This is a genomic window from Empedobacter sp. GD03865 (genome assembly GCF_029840775.1).
Classification (GTDB): domain Bacteria; phylum Bacteroidota; class Bacteroidia; order Flavobacteriales; family Weeksellaceae; genus Empedobacter; species Empedobacter falsenii_B.
Genome location: NZ_JAOCDF010000001.1, coordinates 111,530 through 137,042 on the forward strand (window position 1 = coordinate 111,530; position 25,513 = coordinate 137,042).

Sequence of the window (25,513 nt, forward strand, 5' to 3'; positions counted from 1 at the left end):
AATGATAATTAAAAACTATATCTAAATCCTATCTGAATTTGATAAGGACTAAACGCATAACTTGTTTTTCCTGTATTAGTATTTACATTATATACAAAATGCTTCTCTGTCGCATCAAAACTTTTAATTGAATAAATATTTTGCTTTCCAATACGAGGACCAACACCCCAATCTTTACTCAATAAATTCGCTACATTGAAAATATCAAAACCAACTTCAAATTTATGCTTCTCAACAATATTGAACTTCTTTGTTAAACGCAAATCAAACGTTCCAGCAAACCCATTAATACCTCCATTTCTTTCTGCTATTTTTCCAAAACTTTTGCGGATATAATCTTTTGTATGTTTTTCTACTTCTGGATTATCTAAAATTGCCTGAATTCCTTTCTTTAAATAATCTGGTGTTGATGCACTATTTGGATCATAGATATAAGCCAAATCATTCGAATTCACAAAATCTCCATTCATGTTACCATTCACTGCCAACGAATAACGAGTTCCTCCTATTCCACTAAAACGAATACCAGCAGTCATTCCCCAAAAAGTTGGTGATTGTCCATACACAACCAGTTTATGACGGAAATGTGTATCAGAATAATTCATTTTACTTAAATTTCGAGGATCTTCAGCAACCATCAAACTCAACGTCGCTGTATTCGCAACATTACCATTATAAGAAGTATTATCTTTCGAATCATTCCAAGTATATGAAACAGAAATCTGTCCATCCTTGAAATAACGATACATACCATCTAACACAAATGCATATTGATCTTTTTTACCATCACTAATTAATTCTAAAACACGACCCAAGTCTTTCGTTTTACGTCCATTTACCCAATTGGCAGCTCCATTTGTAGGGTTTATTGTTGACGCTGGCACATAAACACCACGATTCGCCTCTTCTGCAATTCTAAAAAATGGTTCATCAACCATATTACGATCCACATACATATAGTTGTTACGCGCCCAGTTAGCATAAGCACTAATTCCTACACGCAAACGATCACTAAAAAAATGGTTATAAGAAGCATTTAACTTATACACCGTTGGCACTTTCGCATCTTTACTATTCGCATTTATTGTGATTAATTTTTCAATATTAGGATTATTGAACAAATCTTTTCCTGGAGCAGTATCAGGATTTTGTCTATAACCGATAAAATCTGGCGTTGGCACTAAAGCTCCTTCAATATCTACAGCAGCAACCTTTGTTCCATCAAATAACATATTATTAATCATAGAATAAGGATTAAGTGAAGAACCAAAAATTCCTCCTCCAAATTTCACGAAATCTTTTCTATTTTGATTAACATCCCACGTCAATTGAAAACGAGGTTGTATTTGCCACGTATTGATTTTATTATCTGTTCTAACACCCAATTGTTTATCAGCAACTTCATTATAGTTTGCGCCATTCAAGTATTGCATATTCTCTACACGCAAACCAGCCATTAAGTCTAAACCAGGAGAAAGCTCTGTTTCCATTTGTCCATAAACCGCAGAACTTAGTTGATTAATAACTGTAGAAGGATCATCCGTCAATCTAATCTCTCTTGCATAACGATAAGGTGTCATGTTCTTAAAATTGTCCATACCAGTAAAATAAAAACGTCCGTTCATTTCACTACCATACACATTTACCATTCTGTAATACGAGAAATCTCCACCAAAAGTATATTTGATATTATTTCGGTTGATATAAATATTATTCACCAATTGCACAACATCTCCTTTAAACCATTCTGGAGAAAAGCGTTGTCCACCTAACTGAATATTTGTAAACTGATTTTTACCATTAATCGTAGAACTAATTCCTTCTACAATCGCACGCGGAATAGATGCAGTTGGTAATTCCTTTGATGCTAATACAGATTGGTTCTCTAAAAAATACTGAACTTTTAATTCATTTGTAATATCATCATTAATATCAGTTCTCAACGATAACATCAAACTATTATCAGTTTTCTTACGATCAATATACGATTCGTACATATTGATTCTTGTATTATCACCTTCTGATAATAAATCTTTTTCGTGTACAAAATTATTACGAAGCGTTAATAAATTTCTTGCATTAATCTGCCAATCTAAACGTAAAAATGCAGCATTTGTATCTTTATTCTTGTTAAATGATCCAAATTGAGGATTATTTGAAACGCCATATTTTTCACGCGCAATACTCAAAAATTGATCTAAAGTAGATTGTGTTACATTAAATAAAGCTTCGTCACTTTCATTATTAATATTTGCAATGAATAATGGACGTTTATCAACTTGTCGATCCCAAGCAACAAAAAAGTGTGCTTTATCTTTCTTGATTGGTCCTCCCAAAGAAAAACCATATTGATAAGTAGAGAACTCATTATCTCGTTTATTTCCACGAATATCATACGGACTCGAAAGCCAATCTGTACGACCATACAAAAATGCACTTCCTTGCATTTTATTCGTCCCAGACTTTGTAACAGTACTAATTGTTCCACCACCAGCACGCCCGTTTGTTACATCATATTCATTTGTTACTACTTTAAATTCTCGGATTGCTTCCATTGAAATAGAATAAGAAGATGAGGTAGAACCTCCAGCTATTGTTCCACGGTTAGACATTCCGTCTATCGTATAATCTACCGAAGATGCTAATTGTCCACCAATACTTGTTCCATTGCTCAACGGAGATAAATCTATTAAAGAAGTGAAATTTCGTCCATTTACAGGTAAAGTTTGTAAATCTTTTGCCGATACAGAAGTAGACGCACCAACTTGTTTAATAGAACTTTTTAAAGTTTGCCCACTTACCATCACTTCATTCAATTCAGTCGTTCCATTTGTAAATTTGAACGGAACCCAAATTAAATCTCCTTGATTCAAACTATAACCTTCTAAGATCTCCTCACCATGCTCTTCCGAAATAATAGTAACCGTATAAGGAAAACCTAATGGCAACTGCTTTAAGTTATACTCTCCTTTTTCATTCGTTTTCGTAGAAGCTGTAAATCCTGTCGTCATTTTTCACAACAATGGTTACATTGTGCAAATCCGAACCATTAGCATCAGTAATTTTTCCCGATATACCTGCTAAATCTCCCTGTGCATAAACTGCAGTAGTTGCTCCCATCACAAAAACAACTGCTGATAGTTGAAATAAATTAAGTTTCATGTATATGTTTTATTTGAAACCCAAAATTATTTTTTACCTCACAATATGGTGTTACTTAATAATTAAGAAAGCTTTAACTAAAAGTCATAAAAAAGTTAACAGTTACAAGAAATTTAAACGTTTAATAAACCTTAAGAATTTGGTTTTAAGATTTAAAAAAGTATTTAAAGAAAATAATATGTTAAAAATCCGAGCATTCGCTCGGATTTAATTATACGATTATAGCTTTTTTTCGTGTAGATTTCTTCATTCTATACATAACGTAAATAATTACAGATAATAGAAATGAAAAAATAAAGTATCGGATTGCTAACCCATTTTGAGTATCAACTTTACCAGTACTTGAGATAATAAAACTTGTAAGCGAAGTAATAATATACGTCATTCCTCCCATCAAACCACCAGCAACACCAGCATTTTTAGGAAAAGCCATCATATTTGAAGTAAAGAATGATGTGAATAAAATTCCCGAACAAATATGAATGAAAAACGCAAAGAATAATAAAACAAATAGATTTTGAACAAAGAAACCTGCGATAATCAAAAGAGAAATCAAAACTAATTGTACAATAATAGGTAAAGCTATACTTTCTTTAAAGTCAAGATGCATTCTTTTCTTTCCTACAAATCCGCCAATCATCCACGAAAAACCTAAAATTAAAGTTGAATAACCAATCACTACAGAATTAAAATGATAGGTATTTTCAATTAAAAACGGACCAATAATATTGAAAATCATTACAATAGAATAAGCAACAGCCTGTATCATAATTCCAACTATAAATAATTGATTGCTAAGCATCATTCTATAAGTATCAATAACGTTTTTCAAATTCAATTTAGTCTTTTCAACAATACTTTCCCCACTAAAAATCAATTCAAAAATTAAAATTAAAGCAGCGTAAATAGCTAAAAAATAAAAATTCGCATGCCAATTGAACAACTTTTCTAAATATCCACCTAAAAATGGAGCCAAAATAGGTCCGCATGACCAAACAATCGTGAAATAACCTAAATAATGTTTCGCCTTTTCTGGTGTATGAATATCAATAAAAAGTGCTCGAGTTGCAATAACAATAATCGCAACTTAAATTCCTTGAATAATTCGAAGAAAACAAATCAACAAAATGCTATCTGTACTCGCGATAACTAAACTTGTGATTAATACGACAAATAATGCTACAATTTTTGGATAATATCGTCCAATTGCATCCAAAATACTTCCAATAAACAATTGAGATAAACCATAACTCAATAAAAAACAAGTCAGAGTTAATTGAATACTACTTTCTGGAACTATCAACGATTTTGCCATCGACGGAAATGACGGCAAATAGATATCTGTTACAAATCCCGAAATTGGAATCGAAAAGAAACCAAGTATACTTATAATTTTTTTCCTTTTTTCTGATGCTTCTCTCAACATAAATCATTTTTTACTATGCAAAAGTAAAATGAATGTGAAATTGAGGAATTAAAAAAGACAAATAAAAAATTACAAAAATCAAATAAATTAATTTTATTGTTTAAATTTTAATGGAGAAGTTAAAGTATGTTTTTTAAAAAAATTATTAAAATGAGCAGGTTCCTCAAAACCTAATGTATAACCAACTTGCGCAATATCCCAATCAGTGTACAACAACAGGTTTTTAGCTTCTTCAACTATTTTCTGTTTAATAATTTGTGTCGTTGTTTGTTTTGTTACAGATTTCACAGATGAGTTGAGATGATTTACATGAATATTTAATTTCGTTGCAAAATCAGCTGGTGTTTTCAAAATAAGTGGATGAGCAGGTGAATCTAGTGGAAATTGTTTATTTAATAATTCATCAAACTTCTTATACAATCTCACATTTGATGGCAATTCAACCGCATGTATTTCATCAACTTTTTGTTCTAGAACATAATGAAAAATAGCAGATAAATGATTACGAATACTAAAATATCTCAATTGATAATTGGATTGATTAAGACGATACATTTCCTGAAAATAAGACAAAATCAAAGGCAATTGTTCATCCGAAATCTCAATAAAAGGAGAACTCCAATCTTTAAACAAAGATGTTTTTTTGAAGACGTCAAACTCTTTATTTTCAGAAAAAAATTGTTGATTGAATAAACAAAAATAACCTTCTTGCAAACTCGATTTACATTCCCAAGTATAAGAAATATGCGGAGATGGAAGAAATAAAACTGGTTTAGAAATATATCTTTCATTATTTCCATATTTAAAAATTCCTTCACCAATCAACAAACTGATTTTGTAATAATCTCGCCGACTATATGGACTTTTAAAACTACAATATTTGCGCAAAGAAATATTAAAATGCGCTTTATCGTGTTCAAAGTTAGCAGAATTCATCAATTCGGCTTGTTCTAAACTAATTTTATTATAATAATCTGCAATAGTTTCTAATTCTTGACTCATCTTTATTCTTACAAAATTCAAATAAACGACATTTTAGAATAATTATATGTTAAAATCTATATTAATCATAAATATTATAAAATTTCATTAACTTTAATCACATTCAAAATTCAATAAAAATGCCTTGGAATCCCGAAATTTATAATCAATTCAAAAATATTCGTTATCAACCTTTTTATGATTTAGCGGTTTTGATTTCTGCTGATAATTTGAAAAATTGCGTCGATGTTGGTTGTGGAACTGGTGAACAAACAGCTATTCTTGCCAATAAATTTGAACACGCTAACTTTTTAGGAATTGATTCTTCAAAAGAAATGCTCGAAAAGTCAAAAGAATTTGATTTAGCAAACCTTTCCTTTAAACAACAAACGATTGAAGAATTTTCAAATTCTGATTCAAATTGGGATTTAATTTTTAGTAATGCCGCATTGCAATGGTCAGATAATCACGAAAAATTATTTCCTAAATTAATCTCAAAACTGAATATTAATGGACAATTTGCGGTACAAATGCCTTGTCAAAAAGATAATGTATTGAATGTTATTTTGAGTGATTTAGCACGAGAAAAACCTTTTGCAGATTATTTGAATAATTTTCATCGAGACTCGCCTTTGTTAGCGATAGATGATTATGCGAAAATCATGTTTGATAATGGATTGAAGGATTTAAACATCAGCATGAAAGTTTATCCAATTTACGGAAATGACGAAACAGAATTTTATAATTTCATTTCTGGTTCTGCTTTGATTCCTTATATGGAGCACTTAACGACTGAACAACAAGAATTATTTACTACAGAATTCAAAACGAGAATGAAGAAATATTATAAGACTTTTCCTGCAATTTATTCCTTTAAGAGAATGTTGTTGTATGGGAGAAAGAGCTAAATAAAAAAGAGAATCATAACTGATTCTCTTTTTTATTTATTAAAATTTAATCTAAATCGTCTAATACAGATTTTAAGATATTACAACCTTTTATAATATCTTCATCCGAAATATTAATCGGTGGTGTAATTCGTAAATTCTCGATGCTATACATCAAAAAGAAAATAATCAAACCTCTGTTCATACATTCTTGCTGAACGCGCAACGTATATTCTGGCGATGATAACTCAGGAGCTAACATCAAACCTTTTCCGTGAATTTTCTTAATTTTTGGATGCTGAAGATTTTCTCTGAATAATTGTTCTTTACGATCAATATCATCCATTAATTTCTCTTCTTCTATAACATTTAGTAATTCTAAAGCTGCAGCTGCAATCACAGGATTTCCTCCGAAAGTCGTAATATGTCCCAATTGAGGATTTTGCTTAAGAGAACTCATAATTTTATCAGAAGTCATAAACGCACCAACAGGTAAACCGCTTGCCATGCCTTTTCCCATTGCCACAATATCTGGTACAACTCCAAAATGCTCGAAACCAAACAATTTCCCTGTACGTCCAAATCCTGGCTGAATTTCGTCCATAATCAATAATGCACCAACTTCTTCGCAACACTTTTTCAACTTGATAAAGAAATCATTTTCTGGTAATCTAAAACCAGAAGCACCACGAATACTTTCTACAATAACACCAGCCGTTTCTTTGGTAATTTTTTGTAAATCTTCTTCGTTATTAAAATCGATGAAATAAACTTCTGGTAACAATGGTCGGAAAGCAGCTTTCTTACGTTCATCACCCGAAACACTTAATGAACCATGTGTGTTCCCATGATAGGCATTACGAAAAGAAATCAATTGACGACGACCTGTAAAACGTTTCGCTAATTTAAGCGAAGCTTCAATCGCTTCTGTTCCAGAATTCACCAAATAAACTTGATCCAATCCTTCTGGTGTTAAATCAACCAATCGCTTGCATAATTCGACTGGTTTTTCTTGCGCATATTCACCATAAACAGCGACATGCATATATTTGTTTACCTGATCTATAATCGCTTGATTGATACGCGGATGGCTATGTCCAAGTGTATTCACCGAAACGCCAGCCACAAAATCAAGATAGGCTCTTCCATCCTTTCCATAGATATAAGAGCCCTTTGCGTAATCGACTTCAAAACCAGATGCAAAATTTGTTGTTTGCGCCTGATATTTGAAAAATCCTTCTTTTAATGTTCCCATTTTATTTTAATAAAAAAAGCACAGCTGCACCGCCCATTGCATACGCTGCAACAGTAAGAGCATCTGATTTACCTTTCGAAAATTTTCTTATTTTGAACGATGAAATATCATTTTTATGAAACTTCAATTCTTTTTCTGTTCCTTTTACAACAGCATATAAGGTATCAGCTTTCCATTGCTTTGCCTCTATTGTATATTCTTTTCCTTGCGCATCTACTTTATAAAATTGATCGGGTTTGATAACATCCGAAATTTTAATTGTAGAAGGATCTATCACTACTTTCTCTTCTTTATTCTCTTGTTTTTTAGCTTTTAATGCAGCTAATTCTTCTTTACTTTCTGAAAGAGATGAACTAATTGCATTTTCATTAGCACTTTTGCGTTCTCTTCTCAATTCAACAATATCAGCTCTGGAACGACTTCTTTCATTAGAGTTAGCCGTCTGATTATTGCCTTTAGACATTTCCAAAGCATATTCCTCAGGATCAAAAGCTTTGTATGTATAACAACTTGATAATAATAGAATAGATAATATGATAGATGTAGTTTTCATTTATAGTTTTAGAAATTAAACGATTAATTTATGAAAAGATTATTTCGATTCGATAAAAATATCTCGCCAAGTATTTAATCGCTCAGAAATTCGCCATTTAAAATCGGGTAAATAACGCATTTCTTCAGGAAATTTAGACAATGGATACATTTTTCCGTCCGATTTTATGCGACATGCAACCAATTCAACATCTTTTCCTACAACATCAACTTCTATAATTCCGCAATAAGAAATATTAACTCCATAACGTTCTTTCACTTTCGTTTTTTGATCCGTATCATCCATGTACGTCAACGCAACAGCATTTTCTTCTACATTTATAAAATCAATTTTATCATCCTGAAAAAGAACAGTTAAATATTTTCCTTTGATTTGATGATATTCATTTTCCACAAGCGAATCCACTTTAGCAATCACAAAAGCATTATTAAACACTTTCATCGAGTCTAATTTTTCTGTTTTCGCATTTGTATACGCTTCGATATAATCTCCTGTAACTTGGTTATCACCAGAAAATAAAATTGGATCTTTGTAAAATTGCATCAATCCTTTAGTTTGATTGTACACCAAAGAATCTGCTTTTCCATTCGCATTCGATTTGTAAAAACGCGCTTTATGAAAGGCTTTCACCAATGAAGTCGAATCAACATCGTGACGTTTTACCGCCAACAAAGTATCAGCACTTATGTAAAGCGAATCTTTATCAAACGCTTTCACAGCATACGCGTTCTTCGTTACAAAAGCCGAATCTAAGTATTTAAAAGCTTCTCCGTAATCACCTTTCAAAAATCTTTTTTCTAATGGATCATCCAAAAAAACATCGCCTTCACCTTTACCAAAACCTGTTTTATCGTTGAAATAAAGTTTTTTAGCCGTCAACGTTTTGTTTTGATAATAAACTTTTGAATTTCCTCTTAACCAAGCTTCACCTGTTTTTTTATTAAAATCTCCATCCGAAGTAATGATATATTGTGATGGATCATTTCGACGTGTAATTTTAGAATAATCGCGGAAAGTTGTAATTCCCGTAATATCATTCGTCGTCATTTTTCTTGAATAAATCGTATAATCTTTATTCGTAATAAAAACTTCTGAACCAAAATTTGCCGATTTAGACTTTACATTATACACAACATTTCGTCCTTCGACTAAAGTTCCATCAGAACCAATTGTTTTGTAAGTATCATTTACAATAATATTTCCTGTCAATCGTTCGTAAATCATTTTCTCAGAACTTATTTGTTGCGTAGGTGTCTTCACTTCTACTTTCCCAATACCAGTCGCAATCTCGGTTGTACGATTATAATCCATATAATCTGCCGTAATACGAGAACTTGGATCAGTCAACACCACATCTTTGAAAGCTTTTGCAATTGTTGTGTTTCCGTCATACTCCATTTTATGCGCCGTAATTGTTTTGTCTTTGCTCACCAAACGTGCATTCGACCAAACAACAGCCAAGTTTTTATCACGATACAAAACCGCACTATCAGCCGAAATTACATCACCTTTATATTCGATTACAACATTTCCTGATAAAAAATCATTTCCCTCAAAACGTTTCGGATCATGTTCTACTAAATCAGCATGCCTTAGATTAACTTTTTCTTTTTTAGGTTTCTGTTGCGCAAAAGCACTTATCGTCATAAAACATGAAAGTAAAAAAGCAACTTTCAAGCCTGTTTTATTTCTATTTATATAATTAATTAACAATTACTTATTATTTTTATTTAATCTCTATTTCACTTCAAAAAAGTGCTAGCCAAAATTAGTATTATTTTTTTAGTCCTAAAAATTAATTATTACGTTAAAACGTGCTTTAATACTTAAAATTTTCATAATATTTTAATCAATATGATAGATTTTCAAGTCTTAATTTAATTAAAAAAATAACGATTATTCATCAAATTCAGTTTTAAAATTCTTAACTTCATATTCAATTTTATAAATCTATTAAATGCCTCAATATCAAAATGTATTAGACAGTCCAAACACCAATACTATTTTTATGGTTTGGAATTTTAAGGAAAATACTGCTTACAAAGATGCTTTCAAAAAGCTTTGCGCTTTAATTATCAATCTCAATCATTCAGCCAATACACGTTTTCCGAAAACGCAATCGAGCGTTATTTTAGGAATTAGTTACGATGCTTGGATAAAATTAAATTTACCAAAACCTTTGCCGAAAGAATTAAAACCTTTTGTTGCCATTAAAGGAGAAAAGCATGAAGCCGTTTCTACAAAAGGCGATATTCATTTTCATATCCGCTCTACGCAACAAAGCTATTGCGTTGATATTGTTTCTAATTTGACTGATTTATTGAATGATGTTGCTACTTGTCAAGAAGAAATTCATGGTTTTAGATATTGGGATGGTCGTAGTATTTTAGGTTTTGTTGATGGAACTGAAAATCCACAAGGTAACGAAAGAATAAATTTTGGTTTGATTGGCAATGAAGATTCTGCTTATACAAATGGAAGTTATTTATTTGTGCAAAAATACATTCATGATATGCAAGCTTGGAAAGATTTACCAATTTCTGAACAAGAAAAAGTAATTGGAAGATCTAAAGTTGATGATATTGAAATGAATGACGATGAAAAACCCTCGAATTCACATTCTGCATTAGCAAATGTTGGAGATGACAAAAAAATTGTTCGCGATAATATGCCTTTTGGAAATATGTCGACAAATGAAATGGGAACCTATTTTATTGCTTATGCTAGAAAGTTTAGCATTGTAGAAGAAATGTTAGAACGCATGTTTGTTGGTGAACCTATCGGAAACTATGATCGAATATTAGATTTTAGTAAAGCTAAAACTGGAACTTTATTTTTTGTTCCTTCTTTTGATTTGTTAGATCAATTTTCTAATTAAAAATAACAAAAAAGACCTTTTACGAAATCGTAAAAGGTCTTTTGATTTTATAAAATCAAGGTTATTTATTCTTACGAGTTCCGTAAAAATATAATGAATGATTATCAATTTTGATATCAAAAATATCTTCTATCGTTTGTTTGATAGATTGGATTCTTGGATCACAAAACTCCAATACTTCTCCTGTATCAGACAAAATAATATGGTCATGATTTTTGTCGAAATATGATTTTTCGTAATGCGCTTGTTGATCTCCAAACTGATGTTTACGCACCAATTTTGCTTCCATCAAAAGCTCGATAGTATTGTATAAAGTAGCACGACTAACGCGGTATTTCTTATTTTTCATTTTGATATACAACATATCAATATCAAAATGATCATCTGTAAAATAAATTTCCTCTAAAATAGCATAACGTTCAGGTGTCTTACGATGTCCATTGTCTTCCAAAAAATTCGTAAACACTTGCTTTACTATTTCGTAATTACTTGATTTTACTGATTCGTCTGTCATATAAAAAATTTGTGTAAATATACAGAATATTTCCTTATCAATGTAACGAAACAACTTTCAATTCGTACGTTTTTTCTATCTCTTGATAGTAAATCTTTATAACAACGTATAATTAACAATATATCTATATAAGAAAATATATAATCTTTCAAAATTATTTTATCCTTTACACCACAAAGGTTAACTTTGCACACGATGGAAGAAAATTATTTAGAAAAACTGAACGAACCACAGCGTTTGGCTGTAGAAGCTACCGAAGGTCCAGTAATGGTGATTGCAGGTGCGGGTTCTGGAAAGACGAGAGTGTTAACTTATCGCATTGCTCATTTACTAAATAAAGGAGTTGATGCTTTCAATATATTGTCTTTAACATTTACCAATAAAGCTGCCCGAGAAATGAAAGAACGTATCGGACATGTAGTTGGTGAAGCGAATGCAAAAGCTCTTTGGATGGGTACCTTCCACTCTGTTTTTGCGCGCATTCTACGTGTTGAAGCTCCGCTTTTAGGTTATCCATCAGATTTTACAATTTACGATCAACAAGATGCAGTTTCTGTAATGACAAAGATTATTAACGAAATGCATTTAGATAAAGATATTTACAAAGCAAAACAAGTTTTGGGACGTATTTCTCAATACAAAAATAACTTGATTACAGTTAGAGCTTATCACAATAATCAAGCTTTAATTGAAGCAGATAATGAAGCAATGCGCCCTCGAATGGGTGATATTTACAGAGCTTATGTAGATCGTTGTTTCAAATCTGGTGCAATGGATTTTGATGATTTATTGTTGCGTACCAACGAAATTTTGACGCGTTTTCCTGAGGTTTTAGCAAAATATCAAGAACGTTTCAAATACATTATGGTAGATGAGTACCAAGATACCAATCATTCTCAATATTTGATTGTAAAAGCATTGGCTTCTCGTTACGAAAACCTATGTGTAGTTGGTGATGATGCGCAATCTATTTATGCTTTCCGTGGTGCAAATATTCGAAATATTTTATCATTCAAATCCGATTATCCTGATGCGAAATTGTATCCATTGGAACAAAATTACCGTTCGACGCAAATGATTGTGGAAGCTGCGAATCAGATTATCAAACAAAATCAAGATCAATTAGAAAAAAATGTTTGGACAGCAAATGAAACTGGTGAGAAAATAGCCGTTTATCGTGGACTTTCTGATGCTGATGAAGCACGTTATATTGCAACTCAGATTTGGGAAAGACAGATCAATAAACATCTTCAACCAAAAGATTTTGCTATTCTTTATCGTACCAATGCGCAATCTCGTGCTTTAGAAGAAGCCTTGAGAAAAAGAGGAATTCAGTACCGTGTTTATGGCGGAACTTCTTTCTATCAGCGCAAAGAGATTAAGGATATGGTTAGCTATATGAGGTTATTGATTAATCAAAATGATGAAGAAGCTTTATTGCGAACAATCAATTATCCAGCACGTGGAATTGGTCAAACAACAATTTCTAAACTTTTGGTCGCAGCAGATCAACATCAAATTAGTTTATTTTCTTTAATTGAAAATATTGCGATGTATGCGCCAACAATTGGTATAAATGCAGGAACAGCAAACAAACTGAATGATTTTGTGTTGATGATTAAGCGTTTCCAAGTGATGTTAAAATCGCATGATGTATACGAAGTAACGATGGAAATGGCTAAAACGACACAATTATTGAATGCGTTAAAAGAAGATTCTACACCAGAAGGTGTTTCTCGTTTAGAAAACGTTCAAGAGTTGTTGAACTCGATTCAAGGTTATGTCGAAGAACAACAACAATTAGACGAAGGGGATGCTTCTTTAGGTGGTTTCTTAGAAAATATTGCTTTAGCAACTGATGCGGATAACGAGGAAGATGACGATAATAAGGTCAATTTGATGACTGTTCACTTAGCAAAAGGTTTAGAATTCCCTGTTGTATTTATTGCAGGTTTAGAAGAAAATCTTTTCCCTTCTATGATGAGCGTTAACACGCGCGCTGAGTTAGAAGAAGAGCGTCGTTTATTTTATGTTGCCTTGACACGTGCCGAGAAAGTGGCTTATATGACCTACTCTGTTTCACGTTTTCGTTGGGGAAAAATTATCGATTGCGAACCATCTCGTTTCTTAGAAGAAATTGATGATAGTTTCTTGGATTGGAAAAATCTTAATATTTCTGCAAGAGCTTCTAATAATAGTGGATTATCGGCTGATTTATTTGGAGATGAACCAACGCCGCAACAGTATCAACAACGAGAGAAATCAGTTGCACGGCCTAATCCAAGAGCTCGTGTAGAACCAGCTCAACCAAGGTCAAATTTCAAACCAGTAAATCAAACAAAAAGTAATGCTTCATCAACAGCGAATGCTCAAGGTCTGCAAGTTGGTCAAGTTGTCGTTCACGATCGTTTTGGACGTGGAATTGTGAAAGATTTGCAAGGAGAACCATCAGATATGAAAGCAATTATTCATTTTGATAATGCTGGAGAGAAAAAATTACTCTTAAATTTTGCTAAACTAAAAATTATTCGATCATAATATAAAACTGAAAAAAGGTTACAATAATTTGTAACCTTTTTTATTTATATTTAACTAATTACATACCTTTTATCAAACTAAAGGTTTAAATAAGATATCTTCAAAATTTAGAATAAAATTCTTGCTTGTATTTATTTTTTCGAATAAATAAACAGATTAAATCTTATAATTAAGATTTTTTTAGCATTTTAGCACCACAAATAAACACAAGAACAAAATTTTTTACTCAAATGGATGATATCATCAATCTAATAAGTAACTACGTCTGGTCATATGCCTTGATTGGACTTTGCGCTTTAACAGGAATTTACTTCTCTATTCGCACCGGATTTTTACAAATAGTCTACATAAAAGACATGGTTCGCTTGCTATTTAGTGGAGAAAAATCGGACAAAGGAATCACTCCTTTCCAAGCTTTTTCTTTAGCAATTTCTGGTCGTGTAGGGACAGGAAATATTGTTGGAGTTGCTACCGCAATCGCAATGGGAGGACCTGGAGCAATTTTTTGGATGTGGTTTATCGCATTTTTAGGAAGTGCATCTGCTTTCATAGAATCTGCATTAGGACAGGTCTACAAGCAAGAAATCGATGGAGAATATCGTGGAGGTCCTTCATACTACATCGAAAAAGGTTTAGGAATCAAATGGTACGCAGTTTTGTTTGCAATCATTACAATTATGAGTTGTGGATTATTATTACCAGGCGTTCAGTCGAATAGTATTTCATCTGCTTTGAATAACGCGTTTGATATTCCTATTTATAATTTTGTAGGAATTCCAATCAACATTGTAGGATTCGTCATTATTGGATTATTAGCCTTGATTATTTTTGGAGGTGTAAAACGTTTGGGACAAGCTTCTGAATTTATCGTTCCTTTTATGGCAGGCGCTTACATCTTAATGGCAATCATTATTATTGGAATGAATATCCATCAAGTTCCATCAGTTTTACGATTAATTTTTTCATCAGCTTTCAATCAAGAATCACTTTATAGTGGTGTTTTTGGATCTGCAATTGCTTGGGGAATAAAACGTGGAATTTATTCTAACGAAGCTGGTCAAGGAACTGCTCCTCATGCGGCTGCGGCTGCGGAAGTAAACCATCCTGCACAACAAGGTTTGGTACAAGCTTTTTCTGTTTACATCGATACATTATTTGTGTGTACTGCAACTGCTTTTATGATTTTATTTACAGGAAAATACAATGTAAATCACCCAGAAAAAGCGGGAAGTTTCATTACTCAAAATCTTCCTGGTGTAGATTATACAGGTTTTACACAAGCAGCTGTTTCGAGTCATTTTCCTTCATTCGGAAATAGTTTTGTTGCAATTGCTTTGTTTTTCTTTGCTTTTACAACAATTATGGCTTATTACTATTATGCGGAAACGAATATTACATACATTTTCAAGAAAGGAAATAGAAAAGTATATGTATGGATTTTACGTATTTGTTTTTTAGGTGCTACGTATTACGGAACAATCAAAACTGCTGAAACTGCTTGGGCAATTGGAGATATTGGTGTTGGTCTGATGGCTTGGGTAAATATTATTGCTATTTTATTATTAAGCGGAGTTGGGCTTAAGGTCTGGAAAGATTATAAAGACAAACGTAAAAAAGGAATTAAAAATCCTGATTTTAATCCTACAGAAATCGGAATTAAAAATGCTACTTTTTGGGAGAACAAAAATAAATAACACAAAAAAAACCACTTCGTTTGAAGTGGTTTTTTTGCTATTAAAAATTATGATTATTGGGCTTGAGTAAACTCTAAATTCACCAATAATTTTACTTTATCAGAAACCACTAATCCTCCAGCTTCTGTTACTTGGCTCCATCCTAATCCGTAATCTTTACGGTTGATTTCTCCTGAAAATTCGAATCCAGCTCTTTGTAATCCCCATGGATCAGTGATAACTCCACCAAAATCTGCATTTAATGTAATTGGCTGTTTTTCACCACGAATTTCTAAAGTTCCATTAATTTTTCCGTTTTGAATACCTGAAGTACTTTCAAATTTCATTTCTGGAAATTGCTCAGCAGCAAAGAAATCAGCTGATTTTAAATGTCCATCACGATCTGCATTTTTTGTATTGATTGAATCTACTTTTGCATCAAATTCAAATTTTGCATCAGAAAAATCGTTACTATTACTTTCTACACCAGCATTGAAATGATCAAAATTTCCTGTTACTGTAGAAATTACCATGTGTTTTACTTTAAATTGAACTTCTGAATGAGAAGGGTCTAAATTCCATTTTGTTGCCATAATGTTTTGTTTTTATTTGTTATTTAAATTGATTTATTTATCCTATTTTGAATGATAACATTCCTAATGATCCGTAAATTAATTTGTCATTAAAAAGTGTTACTTCCTCTTCTTTTCCTTGTAATGCTAATGCGTAAATAGATGGCAAATAATGTTCCATAGATGGTACGGCGAGATTAAATGCGCTACCTTTTTGTACAAAATTGAACAATTCGTCGTGATTACCTGTTTGAACAATATTCTTGAATGTATCATTCACCTCATAAGCCCAATCGTAACCAGCATTTGGCTCGTTCCAATTTAATGCTCTCAAATTGTGTACAACATTCCCACTTCCTACTATTAATATCCCTTTACTACGCAAAGCGTCTAATTCCTTCGCTAATTCGTAATGCTCTTTTGGCATTTTATAAACATCCAAACTCAGTTCTATCATCGGAACATCTGCTTCTGGATACAAAAATTTAATCACACTCCAAGAACCGTGGTCAAATCCCCACATTTTGTCTAAATCGACATCTGTTGTTTTAATTAAATTTTTGACCTCTGTAGCCAATTCTGGACTTCCTGGTGCTGGATATTCAACATCGAATAAAGCTTGCGGAAAACCATAAAAATCGTGAATCGTTTTCGGTTGTTCTAAAGCCGTAACTTTAGTCCCTTTCGTTTCCCAATGTGCCGAAATACAAATAATCGCATTTGGTTTTGGGATTGTTTTTCCAATATTCTTCCAACCTTCTACAAAAATATTTTCTTCGATTGCATTCATCGGAGAGCCATGTCCTAAAAATAAAACTGGCATTTTATCAGTTGTAGAAAAACTTGAAGTAATTGATTTTAACGTATTGAAATCCACGATTTTATGACATATTTTATTTATTATTATTTTGCTTTTGGAGCTGCAAATTCTAAGTTAGATGTTAAGGTAACAACATCACCTACAACAGCTTCTGGGAAATTACCACCGATGTTAAAATCACTTCTTTTTACATTTCCTTTTACTGTAAATCCGTACGTTTTAACTCCGTTATTATTGATACTTCCGTTGTAAACTAATTTTAACGCAACTGGTTTAGTTACTCCGTTTAATGTTAAATCACCAATCATTTTAAATTGATTTCCTTTAACACGTGTGATTCCTTTTGAAGAGAATTCTAATTTTGAATTTTTTGCTGCATTGAAAAAATCTGCTGATTTCAAATGATTATCACGTGCTTCAACTCCTGTATTGATAGAGTTGATATCTGCAACTACATGAAATTTTGCATCGCTTAAATCTTCTTTTGTAAAGTTTAAATGAACATCAAAATTTTGGAATTGTCCTTCAACATCAGAAATTGTCATGTGCGAAACAGAAAAACCTAATTTTGAGTGTGCTTTATCATTTGTATAATTTTGAGCGAATGCAGACATTGAAGCTGCTGATAACATTAACGTGAATAATAATTTTTTCATAACGAATGATTATTTGATTGTTTTTAATTAATTATTTATTTTGATAGGACAAATTTAGCTCAGTCATCAGCGAGATTTCATTGACATAAGATAAGAAATTAAAAAGCTTGATTTTTCATCTAATAAACGATCAAATTGTATCAATTAATATTCCAAAAAGTAAAGATTTTGAATTCGTTAACAATAAAAAACACTTCAATAGAAGTGTTTAATATTATTTTACTGGACTAAAATACCAGTAGGTAGATGTTTTTTTATTCTCGACTTCCAAATATTCTGGAAATGCTTGTGGTAATAAATGTAATTCTTCCGATTTTTTCAAATCTGTTAGAATCTGACGCAAAGGATATCCTTTTTTACGGTCGTGAGGAAAATATCCTTTTTCAATTAAGAAAGGCATCATATCCTTAGTTTTTACACGTTCCAACTTATTTTCTGTTAAATAAGCCTGAATATCTTCGCTCATTTTTTTGACCACTTCGCGGTCTACTTTAATATATTCGTTTCTCTTCATATAATTTTACCAATTACCATTCATGTGCGTTAAAATCATAGGACCTTCAGAAGTAACCAAAACAGTATGTTCGTGTTGTGCAAAAACGCCAGGTGCATTTCCTATCATTGTCCAACCATCCGCTTGCTCAATTGCTTCGTAAGAATTTTCTGAAATAAAAGTTTCCAATGCAATAACTGAATTTTTACGGAATCGACGTTTATCATCAGGGTCTCTGAAATTCATCAAATCTAACGGTTCTTCGTGCAACGAACGCCCTACTCCATGACCAGTTAAATTCTCAATCACATGATAATGATGTTTTTTTGCTTCTTTCTCAATAATTCCACCAATATCAGCGATTTTAACTCCAGATTTTACAGCCGCAATTGCTTTTTGAAGCGCAGAAATAGATGCATCAACAATTTTTTGATAACCATTCACATCTTCTCCAACAACAATAGAACCTCCATTATCAGCCCAAAAACCACCTAATTCTCCAGAAACATCAATATTAATCACATCTCCGTCTTTCAAAATTTTATCGGCTCTTGGAATTCCGTGACAAATTTCTTCATTGACACTTAAGCAAGTATAACCAGGAAATTGATACGACTCATACGGTGCAGATTTACATCCAAATTTCTTCATGATTGCCGCTCCAAAATCATCCAATTCTTTGGTTGACATTCCTGGTTTCACATAATCTTTCATCTCTTTCAGAGTTACCGCTACAGCTTCGCTGACTTTTTTCATTCCGATTAACTCTTCTTCTGTCTCTATAATCATTGCTTATATTCTATTGATCTCAAAACTCTGAAATCGTATGCAAAAGTACAATTTCTTTGAATAGATTTGAAAAGAGTTCGGATTGAATTTTACGATGATAGTAAAAACAGGATAAACGAATAATTTTTCACCTAACGAAAGCGTTTAAATCAATTGAAAAATTACTATTAAATCTGAGATTATATAAAAAAGTAATATTTGCTTCCTATTGTAGTATTTTATTTATTTTCAAAAAATTCAAGTATAAGGTAATATTTTCCTTTCGGAAGAGTTTCTCCTTCCATAATCACCTCGCGTGCATTCATATTATAACTTAAAACATTGTTTGCTATGCGTGTACTTTCTTGGTGAATTAATCGGACATTAATTATTTTTGAAACAGGTGATAGCTCAAGCTCTTTTGGAAGAACAATACTATTCTTAGAATTATCTAATATAATTTCAGTTGTTAGTTCTTGAATAGATGCCCCATTCATCCATTTTTTTCCTGTCTCTTGAATTTGATTCGAATAGTTTATTTTATTGTGGCTGTCACTTTTTAAGTCCGCGATATTTTTCCATTCTAACTGGGTGTAAGAAGCTCCTGATGGGATATCACCCACAACAAGTACTTGACCTTTTGTTCCAATTGTACGAGGAAACATATAACTGTCTGTATTCACTTCATTACCAGTTGCTCCATTTGTATTAAAATTAAATTTGATGCCTCTTGCTCCATCCAAAATAATCTCTGATTTAAAATGATTTCCGGTCAGGATTGGAGAACTTGAAGCAATCGAATATAATGTCATTTCCTTACTCGATGGATTAAAATCAATATTCAGAAGTGATCTAGATGGACTTGCTACATCATTACGAGCTCCTATATTCAGACGATTATCCAAAATACTTATAGAAGAGTGCAAAACAGAACTGCGTCCACTTCTCAGCGTAATATTACTTGTGGTCATGTCAAGAGTTGTTCCACGCCCCGATACCTGAGTATTTCTATTATATAAATTTACAGATTGGGAACCTGATACTGCACCAGATGTTTCGATTCCTACACTTTGCGCCACTCGTTCATAAGCTGTCTTAAAATCTCCTTTTATCTCCATTTGTTTACCAGATACAGCATCCGTTTCTGTAAAACCGACTGCTACCTTACCTTGTTGGTAAATATTCTGGTCATTGGCAGTTGCAACATTGGTGGTATTTTGTATACGCCAAGGCTCTTCTTGACTTAGACTTAATCTAATCCATTCTCCCGTTTGTCCATCTTTTTTCAACCAATAATAATATCCTGGAAATACAGCATTTTTTCCAGAACCATTTTGAGCTGTATTGAAAATTAACAAAGAATTTTCAGGATTATTTATAGGAGTCGATAAATCGGTGGCAGTCAAATTAATTCTAGGAATTAAAACACCTGTATTTTGGCTGGAAATATCTAAAGATGAAGAAGGATTGGGGTTATCCGTTCCTATTCCGACTTGAGCATTAACACATTCGAACGAAGCAACTACAGAAAGAATAATCGCATATTTAAAAGGCAGGTTTTTCATAATAAAGAGTTTAGTTCATTAACAAAACAAATTGATAATTTTATCCCATCAATTTTGAGTTGCAAACTACAAAAAAAAAATGAAAAATTTAGTTTTTTTCTCCTTTACGGATTTCTTTCTAAGAAAACTTCTAAACAATAAATGTTAAGAGAAAAATCATGTTTTTACGAATTATTCTCTAAATCATTTCAAAAAGAGCTTTTAATCTGCATCATAGATTAAAACTCTCTTTGCTAATTTATTTGGTCCATTCAAAAATTCGAGATGTTGCGGATGTTTTTGATATGCTTCAAATTGCTCCATTGTTTCAAAAGCTAAGAACAACGAGAATGAATAAGAAGTATCTATCACATCTCTTTCAATATTTGCAGGTGTTCCTACATGAAAAAAAGTTGAATCAGCAATTGGTTTTAAATCTTTCAAAGCTTGGTGAAATGTATTCATTTCTTCTTTTGTTACATCATCTTTCAACCAAAAAAACACATGGTGGGCTAGCATAAAACTATATTTTATAAGTTATTGATTAATATGCGATTTGCATTTTTACTTTCTTATTTTTTACTTTTTGACCGTTCAATTTTTTCAATAAGTCCGGAACTTTTTTACGATTAATCGCAACATACGATGTCGTGTCCTTTACTTCTATAATTCCGACATCGTTTTTCTCCAAACCTCCTTTTTTAAACAAAAATCCGACAATATCAACTTTATTTACTTTGTCTTTTTTTCCTGCAGAAATATAAATCGTTTGGTAAGGTGTACGTTCTGGAATTTTATATGTTCCTCCTAAATTTTCGACAGATAAATTTTCATTTACAAACGGAAAATGCTCTTCATTACTGATAATTAAATATACAAAACCTTTCGCATTCATACGAGCTGTACGTCCATTTCTGTGGATAAAAGCAGCTTCTTTTGCAGGTAATTGATAATGAATAATCGAATCTACTTCTGGGATATCCAAACCACGTGCAGCTAAATCTGTTGTAATTAAAACTCGAACAGAATCGTTACGGAATTTCAGTAACGCACGTTCTCGCTCGTCTTGTTCCATTCCTCCATGAAAACTTTCGCGCGCAATTCCTTTTTCATGCAACAAATTGCTAATACGATCAACTGCATCTCGGTGATTACAGAAGATCAACATACGTTTGCTTCCAATTTTACAAATCAAATTGAATAATGTATCCAACTTTTCTTCAGAAATGGTATTCACCACTTTCATGTGTAAATCTGGTTTTACCTCGATTTGTTTTAGATAGCTCACGATTTTTTCGTCATTCAATCCAACAAATTCTGGAATGTTTTCCATTTCTGTAGCAGAAGTCAAAATACGTTGTTTCAATCCAGAAAGTTTCTCAACAATAAAGCTCATATCTTCTTGAAAACCTAATTCTAATGCTTTATCAAACTCGTCTAAAATTAAAGTTTGAACAGTCGAAGGATCAAAATTTTCGTTACGCAAATGATACGCAATACGTCCTGGAGTCCCAATTAATACAGCTGGAGCTTCTAACAAAGTATTTTGCTCAACTTTTGTATTGTGGCCTCCATAACAACATGTTACTTTATAATCAGATTTCATCGACTTGAAAACTGTTTCGATTTGTAAAGCTAACTCACGCGCAGGAACTAAAATCAAGGTTTGAACACCTTTTACATCTGGATTTAAATCTCTTAAAGTCGGAAATAAAAACGCCAATGTTTTACCAGATCCTGTTGGTGATAATAAAATTAAATCTCGTTGATTTTCGGACATTTTGAATGCTGAACGTTGCATTGCATTCATATCTTTGATGCCCAAATTTTTATAAAGTAAATCGATTTGCATGCTGCAAAAATAGTCTATTCTTTCGAATTAATCATTTTTTGAAGCTGTAGAAATCTTATAATCTTCCATAAATTCATCAAAAAGATTCATGATTTCGAAGTGATTTTTATCTAAAGTATTTGCGTCAAACGAAACAACAGCGCCATACATTTTATTCCAAAATCTCATACGTGCTTGTAAGAATTTCTGCGTTTCGTTATGGATAAAATCGTCTGCATCAATAATTTTTATATTAATGACACGTTGGCGAGGCAATTTCAGTTCTTCAATTTCTAAAATTTTTCCCCATTCAATATAATTCAAATGATCCGTAGGTTTGTAAACAATTCCTTTTTTATCAATCAATAAAATCAATTGTTTTTTCATCAATTTTTTGATTGAAACGATGATGAATAGTAAACTTGGAACAAATAAAACTCCGCTTAAAATTTTTGCAGTTTGCGGAGAATTAACTTGATTGGCGTTTAGAAATAAATAAATTGAACAAGCAAAAAATAAAAGACTACCGAATAATAATCCCCAATTGCTTGTTTGTTTTGCGTAAACTTTAACTGAATTCAATTGATTTTGTTTTTACAAAAATATAGATTTTAATCTTAATTAAAGGTTATAAAAAAGAGTCTCAAAAAACTGAGACTCTTATTAATTATCCAAAAATTTCTTGGTATTGTTTCTTGTATTTTTCTAAAATAATTTTACGTTTAAATTTTAACGTTGGCGTTAATTCTCCACCTTCTACGGTCATTTCATTTGGAATAATTGCAATCTTTTTGATTTGTTCCCAATGTCCAAAATGATTATTCAGTTGATTGATTTCTTCTTCTAATTTCTTTTTGACAACATCGCTTTTCTGAAATTCATCATGAGGAAGATTTACAATTTCAAGAGCATTTGACTGCGACCATTTTTTTAGATTTGTATAACTCGGAACCACAAAAGCTCCAGGAAACTTCTCACCTTCTCCAACAACCATCAATTGCTCGATGAATGGCGATTCTACCATTTTCATTTCGATTTGTTGTGGAACAATATATTTCCCTCCCGAAGTTTTGTACATTTCTTTTTTACGGTCAACAATTTTCAAGAATTTATTGTCTATCCATTCTCCAATATCACCCGTGTATAGCCAACCATCTTTGATTTCTTCGGCAGTTTTTTCTGGTAAATTATGATAACCCATCATCACAATATCACCTTTTACTAAAATTTCGCCATCATCAGCCAATTTTACTTCAACACCTTTCAACGGAGGTCCAACAGTTCCTATCTTTTTACCTCGACGAAAACAATTCACCGCAATTACTGGTGAAGCTTCTGTCAATCCATAACCTTCATAAATTGGGATTTCAGCGGCTAAAAATACGCGAACAATTCGTTGTTGAATCGCTGCACTTCCCGTTACAATTGCTTTTAATTCGCCTCCAAGTCCTTCGTACCATTTGTGTAAAACTAATTTTCTAGCAATTGCTAATTTCAAATTATAAATTGCCGAACGCTGATCGTCTTCTAACACAAACTCATCGCCAACTTTTACAGCCCAATCAAAAATAGATTTCTTAAAACCTGATAATTGCGCTCCCGTTTGCATGATTTTTTCATACACTTTTTCAATCACACGAGGAACAGCCGTAATCATATGCGGTTTGATTTCTTTTAAATTATCGCCAATCTTCTCCATCGATTCTGCAAAATATATCGAAATCCCCATGTACACATACAAATACTGAATTGTTCGCTCATACGCATGACAAGCTGGAAGAAAGGTCAAAGCACGATCGTAAGGATCAAGTGGTGTTGAATATTCGCAAGCCATAACATCTGCAATAATATTTTTGTGCGACAACATCACACCTTTCGGATTTCCCGTTGTTCCTGATGTATAGATTAAAAAAGCTAAATCTTCGTGCTTTACATTTGCGGCACGTTTGTCTATTTCTTCTTGTTGAATTGTTTTTCCTTTTTCGATTAAAACATTCCAACTTTCTGTATTTTCAAATTCATCAATCGAGTACAGTTGCTCTAATGAAGGCAATTTTGTTTTGAGTTGATTGATTCGCGTATACAAATCGAGATTACTTGTAAAACACAATTTTATAGCCGAATCGCTAAAAATATATTCGTAATCGCTGTCAGAAATATTCGGATAAATCGCTACCACAACAGCTCCGATTTGTTGTATCGCATAATCTATCATATTCCATTCGACACGATTTTCTGAGATTAATCCCACTTTTTCACCTGGTTGAACTCCACAAGCGATTAATCCTTTTGAGATTGCATCAACATGTTCTAAAAAAGTTGTGGTTTTCATTGGTTTCCATTCTCCATTTTGTTTGGATACAAACATGGATAAATCAGGAAACTTTTCCAGCTGACGTTTTGGTAAATCAAAAATTCTGGTTGCTTCCATAGCGCACTTATAGTTTTGTAATTTTGAAAAGAATTCGTCGAAAATAGCATAAAATGATGAGTTTTTCAAAAATTTTATCTTCAACTTAAAAAGAATTATTTTCGTCATAAATATTACAATTATGAAATATCTAATTTTATTTCTACTATTATTTTACTCTTGCAGCTCTGATTTTAAAAAGTCTTATAAAATTAGAGATATTAAATTATATGAATTACAATGTTCTGGACACTATTATTTGAGCACTGATAATTGTGATTGTAAATATTTACCAACTAATTATTTTATTCCAAAAGGTGGAAATGATTCATTTTTTGAATTATTCTTAAAGGAGAATAAAGGAAAACTTCAAGTTAATTCACTTTATAATGAATTTGAAACTCATGGAAATATCAAAGAGAAAGTAGATTTTATTCTATATACCGATAACGCTTCTTTTAGTGATAGTATAAGTAAAGTAAATTATACTGTGATTCGAGGATATTCCAATGGAAGAATGAATCCATAAAAAAAACCTCAATTCATCATGAA

General features: G+C 32.1%; 22 protein-coding genes and 1 pseudogene. 5 read left to right on the plus strand and 18 right to left on the minus strand.

What is annotated here, in order from left to right; genetic code table 11:
* Window positions 1-8 precede the first annotated feature (8 nt).
* The 4 genes and pseudogenes from N5D46_RS00575 to N5D46_RS00590 all read right to left on the minus strand — a co-directional run bounded on the left by N5D46_RS00575 (window position 9) and on the right by N5D46_RS00590 (window position 5,590).
* On the minus strand, window positions 9-3,011 hold the full coding sequence (locus tag N5D46_RS00575; protein ID WP_280048908.1) for a TonB-dependent receptor: 3,003 nt from the start codon (window positions 3,009-3,011) through the stop codon (window positions 9-11).
* Window positions 2,974-3,120: a hypothetical protein gene (locus N5D46_RS00580; RefSeq protein WP_280048909.1), complete on the minus strand. Its 147-nt coding sequence runs from the start codon at window positions 3,118-3,120 to the stop codon at window positions 2,974-2,976. Before N5D46_RS00580 ends, N5D46_RS00575 begins: the two co-directional genes overlap by 38 nt.
* Before the next feature lie 253 nt (window positions 3,121-3,373).
* Window positions 3,374-4,588: pseudogene (locus N5D46_RS00585) on the minus strand (MFS transporter).
* 93 nt (window positions 4,589-4,681) lie between these two features.
* Window positions 4,682-5,590 (minus strand): helix-turn-helix domain-containing protein, encoded by a 909-nt coding sequence (locus tag N5D46_RS00590; RefSeq protein WP_219033945.1) that lies wholly within the window; start codon window positions 5,588-5,590, stop codon window positions 4,682-4,684.
* Window positions 5,591-5,709: 119 nt separating this feature from the next.
* Between N5D46_RS00590 and N5D46_RS00595 the strand changes: the two genes are divergently transcribed.
* The gene (locus tag N5D46_RS00595; protein WP_280048910.1) at window positions 5,710-6,477 is read left to right on the plus strand and encodes a methyltransferase domain-containing protein; all 768 of its coding nucleotides are present in this window, start codon (window positions 5,710-5,712) and stop codon (window positions 6,475-6,477) included.
* Window positions 6,478-6,523: 46 nt separating this feature from the next.
* Here N5D46_RS00595 and N5D46_RS00600 read toward each other — a convergent pair whose 3' ends face one another.
* Genes N5D46_RS00600 through N5D46_RS00610 form a run of 3 tightly spaced genes read right to left on the minus strand, consistent with a single transcriptional unit; the run spans window position 6,524 to window position 9,977 of the window.
* Window positions 6,524-7,711, minus strand: a complete 1,188-nt coding sequence (locus tag N5D46_RS00600) for an aspartate aminotransferase family protein (RefSeq protein WP_280048911.1) — start codon at window positions 7,709-7,711, stop codon at window positions 6,524-6,526.
* Window position 7,712: 1 nt separating this feature from the next.
* Window positions 7,713-8,264 carry a hypothetical protein gene (locus N5D46_RS00605; protein ID WP_125349463.1) on the minus strand — a complete coding sequence of 184 codons (552 nt, stop codon included), beginning with the start codon at window positions 8,262-8,264 and terminating at the stop codon, window positions 7,713-7,715.
* Window positions 8,265-8,303: 39 nt separating this feature from the next.
* Window positions 8,304-9,977: an OstA-like protein gene (locus tag N5D46_RS00610; RefSeq protein WP_260392455.1), complete on the minus strand. Its 1,674-nt coding sequence runs from the start codon at window positions 9,975-9,977 to the stop codon at window positions 8,304-8,306.
* 244 nt (window positions 9,978-10,221) lie between these two features.
* Between N5D46_RS00610 and N5D46_RS00615 the strand changes: the two genes are divergently transcribed.
* Complete coding sequence (locus N5D46_RS00615; RefSeq protein ID WP_115000647.1) at window positions 10,222-11,142, plus strand: Dyp-type peroxidase; 921 nt, start codon at window positions 10,222-10,224, stop codon at window positions 11,140-11,142.
* A gap of 61 nt (window positions 11,143-11,203) precedes the next feature.
* Here the strand turns inward: N5D46_RS00615 and N5D46_RS00620 are convergent, their stop codons facing one another.
* A complete protein-coding gene (locus tag N5D46_RS00620) occupies window positions 11,204-11,656 on the minus strand; it encodes a transcriptional repressor (protein WP_038331681.1) in 453 nt (150 codons plus the stop codon).
* A gap of 195 nt (window positions 11,657-11,851) precedes the next feature.
* On the opposite strand from N5D46_RS00620, the gene N5D46_RS00625 reads away from it, so the two are divergent.
* The gene (locus tag N5D46_RS00625) at window positions 11,852-14,194 is read left to right on the plus strand and encodes a UvrD-helicase domain-containing protein (RefSeq protein WP_280048912.1); all 2,343 of its coding nucleotides are present in this window, start codon (window positions 11,852-11,854) and stop codon (window positions 14,192-14,194) included.
* Between the two features lie 230 nt (window positions 14,195-14,424).
* The gene (locus N5D46_RS00630; RefSeq protein ID WP_280048913.1) at window positions 14,425-15,888 is read left to right on the plus strand and encodes an alanine/glycine:cation symporter family protein; all 1,464 of its coding nucleotides are present in this window, start codon (window positions 14,425-14,427) and stop codon (window positions 15,886-15,888) included.
* 53 nt (window positions 15,889-15,941) lie between these two features.
* Here the strand turns inward: N5D46_RS00630 and N5D46_RS00635 are convergent, their stop codons facing one another.
* From N5D46_RS00635 to N5D46_RS00680, 10 genes are all read right to left on the minus strand, one after another.
* A complete protein-coding gene (locus tag N5D46_RS00635) occupies window positions 15,942-16,460 on the minus strand; it encodes a YceI family protein (protein ID WP_280048914.1) in 519 nt (172 codons plus the stop codon).
* Between the two features lie 37 nt (window positions 16,461-16,497).
* Window positions 16,498-17,316 carry a 4,5-DOPA dioxygenase extradiol gene (ygiD, locus tag N5D46_RS00640; protein ID WP_280048915.1) on the minus strand — a complete coding sequence of 273 codons (819 nt, stop codon included), beginning with the start codon at window positions 17,314-17,316 and terminating at the stop codon, window positions 16,498-16,500.
* Between the two features lie 26 nt (window positions 17,317-17,342).
* Window positions 17,343-17,915, minus strand: coding sequence for a YceI family protein (locus tag N5D46_RS00645; RefSeq protein ID WP_115000651.1), 573 nt, complete (start codon window positions 17,913-17,915; stop codon window positions 17,343-17,345).
* Window positions 17,916-18,129: 214 nt separating this feature from the next.
* Window positions 18,130-18,429, minus strand: a complete 300-nt coding sequence (locus tag N5D46_RS00650; RefSeq protein ID WP_038331664.1) for a hypothetical protein — start codon at window positions 18,427-18,429, stop codon at window positions 18,130-18,132.
* 6 nt (window positions 18,430-18,435) lie between these two features.
* Entirely contained in the window at window positions 18,436-19,197 is a 762-nt protein-coding gene (gene map / locus N5D46_RS00655; RefSeq protein ID WP_280048916.1) for a type I methionyl aminopeptidase, read from the minus strand.
* Between the two features lie 218 nt (window positions 19,198-19,415).
* Entirely contained in the window at window positions 19,416-20,741 is a 1,326-nt protein-coding gene (locus N5D46_RS00660; RefSeq protein WP_280048917.1) for a hypothetical protein, read from the minus strand.
* A 201-nt stretch (window positions 20,742-20,942) separates the two neighbouring features.
* On the minus strand, window positions 20,943-21,239 hold the full coding sequence (locus N5D46_RS00665) for a Dabb family protein (protein WP_280048918.1): 297 nt from the start codon (window positions 21,237-21,239) through the stop codon (window positions 20,943-20,945).
* 25 nt (window positions 21,240-21,264) lie between these two features.
* On the minus strand, window positions 21,265-22,572 hold the full coding sequence (locus tag N5D46_RS00670) for a DEAD/DEAH box helicase (protein ID WP_280048919.1): 1,308 nt from the start codon (window positions 22,570-22,572) through the stop codon (window positions 21,265-21,267).
* Between the two features lie 27 nt (window positions 22,573-22,599).
* Window positions 22,600-23,133, minus strand: a complete 534-nt coding sequence (locus tag N5D46_RS00675; protein WP_221855062.1) for an STM3941 family protein — start codon at window positions 23,131-23,133, stop codon at window positions 22,600-22,602.
* Window positions 23,134-23,218: 85 nt separating this feature from the next.
* Complete coding sequence (locus N5D46_RS00680; protein ID WP_280048920.1) at window positions 23,219-24,982, minus strand: long-chain fatty acid--CoA ligase; 1,764 nt, start codon at window positions 24,980-24,982, stop codon at window positions 23,219-23,221.
* Window positions 24,983-25,103: 121 nt separating this feature from the next.
* Between N5D46_RS00680 and N5D46_RS00685 the strand changes: the two genes are divergently transcribed.
* Window positions 25,104-25,490, plus strand: coding sequence for a hypothetical protein (locus tag N5D46_RS00685; protein WP_125350079.1), 387 nt, complete (start codon window positions 25,104-25,106; stop codon window positions 25,488-25,490).
* The last annotated feature ends 23 nt before the right edge of the window (window positions 25,491-25,513 follow it).

What these genes read in the sequence shown, in the direction of transcription:
- N5D46_RS00575 (WP_280048908.1), bottom strand. Translation starts at nt 3,011, where the DNA reads ATGACGACAGGATTTACAGCTTCTACGAAAACGAATGAAAAAGGAGAG.
- N5D46_RS00580 (WP_280048909.1), bottom strand. Translation starts at nt 3,120, where the DNA reads ATGGGAGCAACTACTGCAGTTTATGCACAGGGAGATTTAGCAGGTATA.
- N5D46_RS00590 (WP_219033945.1), bottom strand. Translation starts at nt 5,590, where the DNA reads ATGAGTCAAGAATTAGAAACTATTGCAGATTATTATAATAAAATTAGT.
- N5D46_RS00595 (WP_280048910.1), top strand. Translation starts at nt 5,710, where the DNA reads ATGCCTTGGAATCCCGAAATTTATAATCAATTCAAAAATATTCGTTAT.
- N5D46_RS00600 (WP_280048911.1), bottom strand. Translation starts at nt 7,711, where the DNA reads ATGGGAACATTAAAAGAAGGATTTTTCAAATATCAGGCGCAAACAACA.
- N5D46_RS00605 (WP_125349463.1), bottom strand. Translation starts at nt 8,264, where the DNA reads ATGAAAACTACATCTATCATATTATCTATTCTATTATTATCAAGTTGT.
- N5D46_RS00615 (WP_115000647.1), top strand. Translation starts at nt 10,222, where the DNA reads ATGCCTCAATATCAAAATGTATTAGACAGTCCAAACACCAATACTATT.
- N5D46_RS00620 (WP_038331681.1), bottom strand. Translation starts at nt 11,656, where the DNA reads ATGACAGACGAATCAGTAAAATCAAGTAATTACGAAATAGTAAAGCAA.
- N5D46_RS00625 (WP_280048912.1), top strand. Translation starts at nt 11,852, where the DNA reads ATGGAAGAAAATTATTTAGAAAAACTGAACGAACCACAGCGTTTGGCT.
- N5D46_RS00630 (WP_280048913.1), top strand. Translation starts at nt 14,425, where the DNA reads ATGGATGATATCATCAATCTAATAAGTAACTACGTCTGGTCATATGCC.
- N5D46_RS00635 (WP_280048914.1), bottom strand. Translation starts at nt 16,460, where the DNA reads ATGGCAACAAAATGGAATTTAGACCCTTCTCATTCAGAAGTTCAATTT.
- N5D46_RS00645 (WP_115000651.1), bottom strand. Translation starts at nt 17,915, where the DNA reads ATGAAAAAATTATTATTCACGTTAATGTTATCAGCAGCTTCAATGTCT.
- N5D46_RS00650 (WP_038331664.1), bottom strand. Translation starts at nt 18,429, where the DNA reads ATGAAGAGAAACGAATATATTAAAGTAGACCGCGAAGTGGTCAAAAAA.
- map (WP_280048916.1), bottom strand. Translation starts at nt 19,197, where the DNA reads ATGATTATAGAGACAGAAGAAGAGTTAATCGGAATGAAAAAAGTCAGC.
- N5D46_RS00660 (WP_280048917.1), bottom strand. Translation starts at nt 20,741, where the DNA reads ATGAAAAACCTGCCTTTTAAATATGCGATTATTCTTTCTGTAGTTGCT.
- N5D46_RS00665 (WP_280048918.1), bottom strand. Translation starts at nt 21,239, where the DNA reads ATGCTAGCCCACCATGTGTTTTTTTGGTTGAAAGATGATGTAACAAAA.
- N5D46_RS00670 (WP_280048919.1), bottom strand. Translation starts at nt 22,572, where the DNA reads ATGCAAATCGATTTACTTTATAAAAATTTGGGCATCAAAGATATGAAT.
- N5D46_RS00680 (WP_280048920.1), bottom strand. Translation starts at nt 24,982, where the DNA reads ATGGAAGCAACCAGAATTTTTGATTTACCAAAACGTCAGCTGGAAAAG.
- N5D46_RS00685 (WP_125350079.1), top strand. Translation starts at nt 25,104, where the DNA reads ATGAAATATCTAATTTTATTTCTACTATTATTTTACTCTTGCAGCTCT.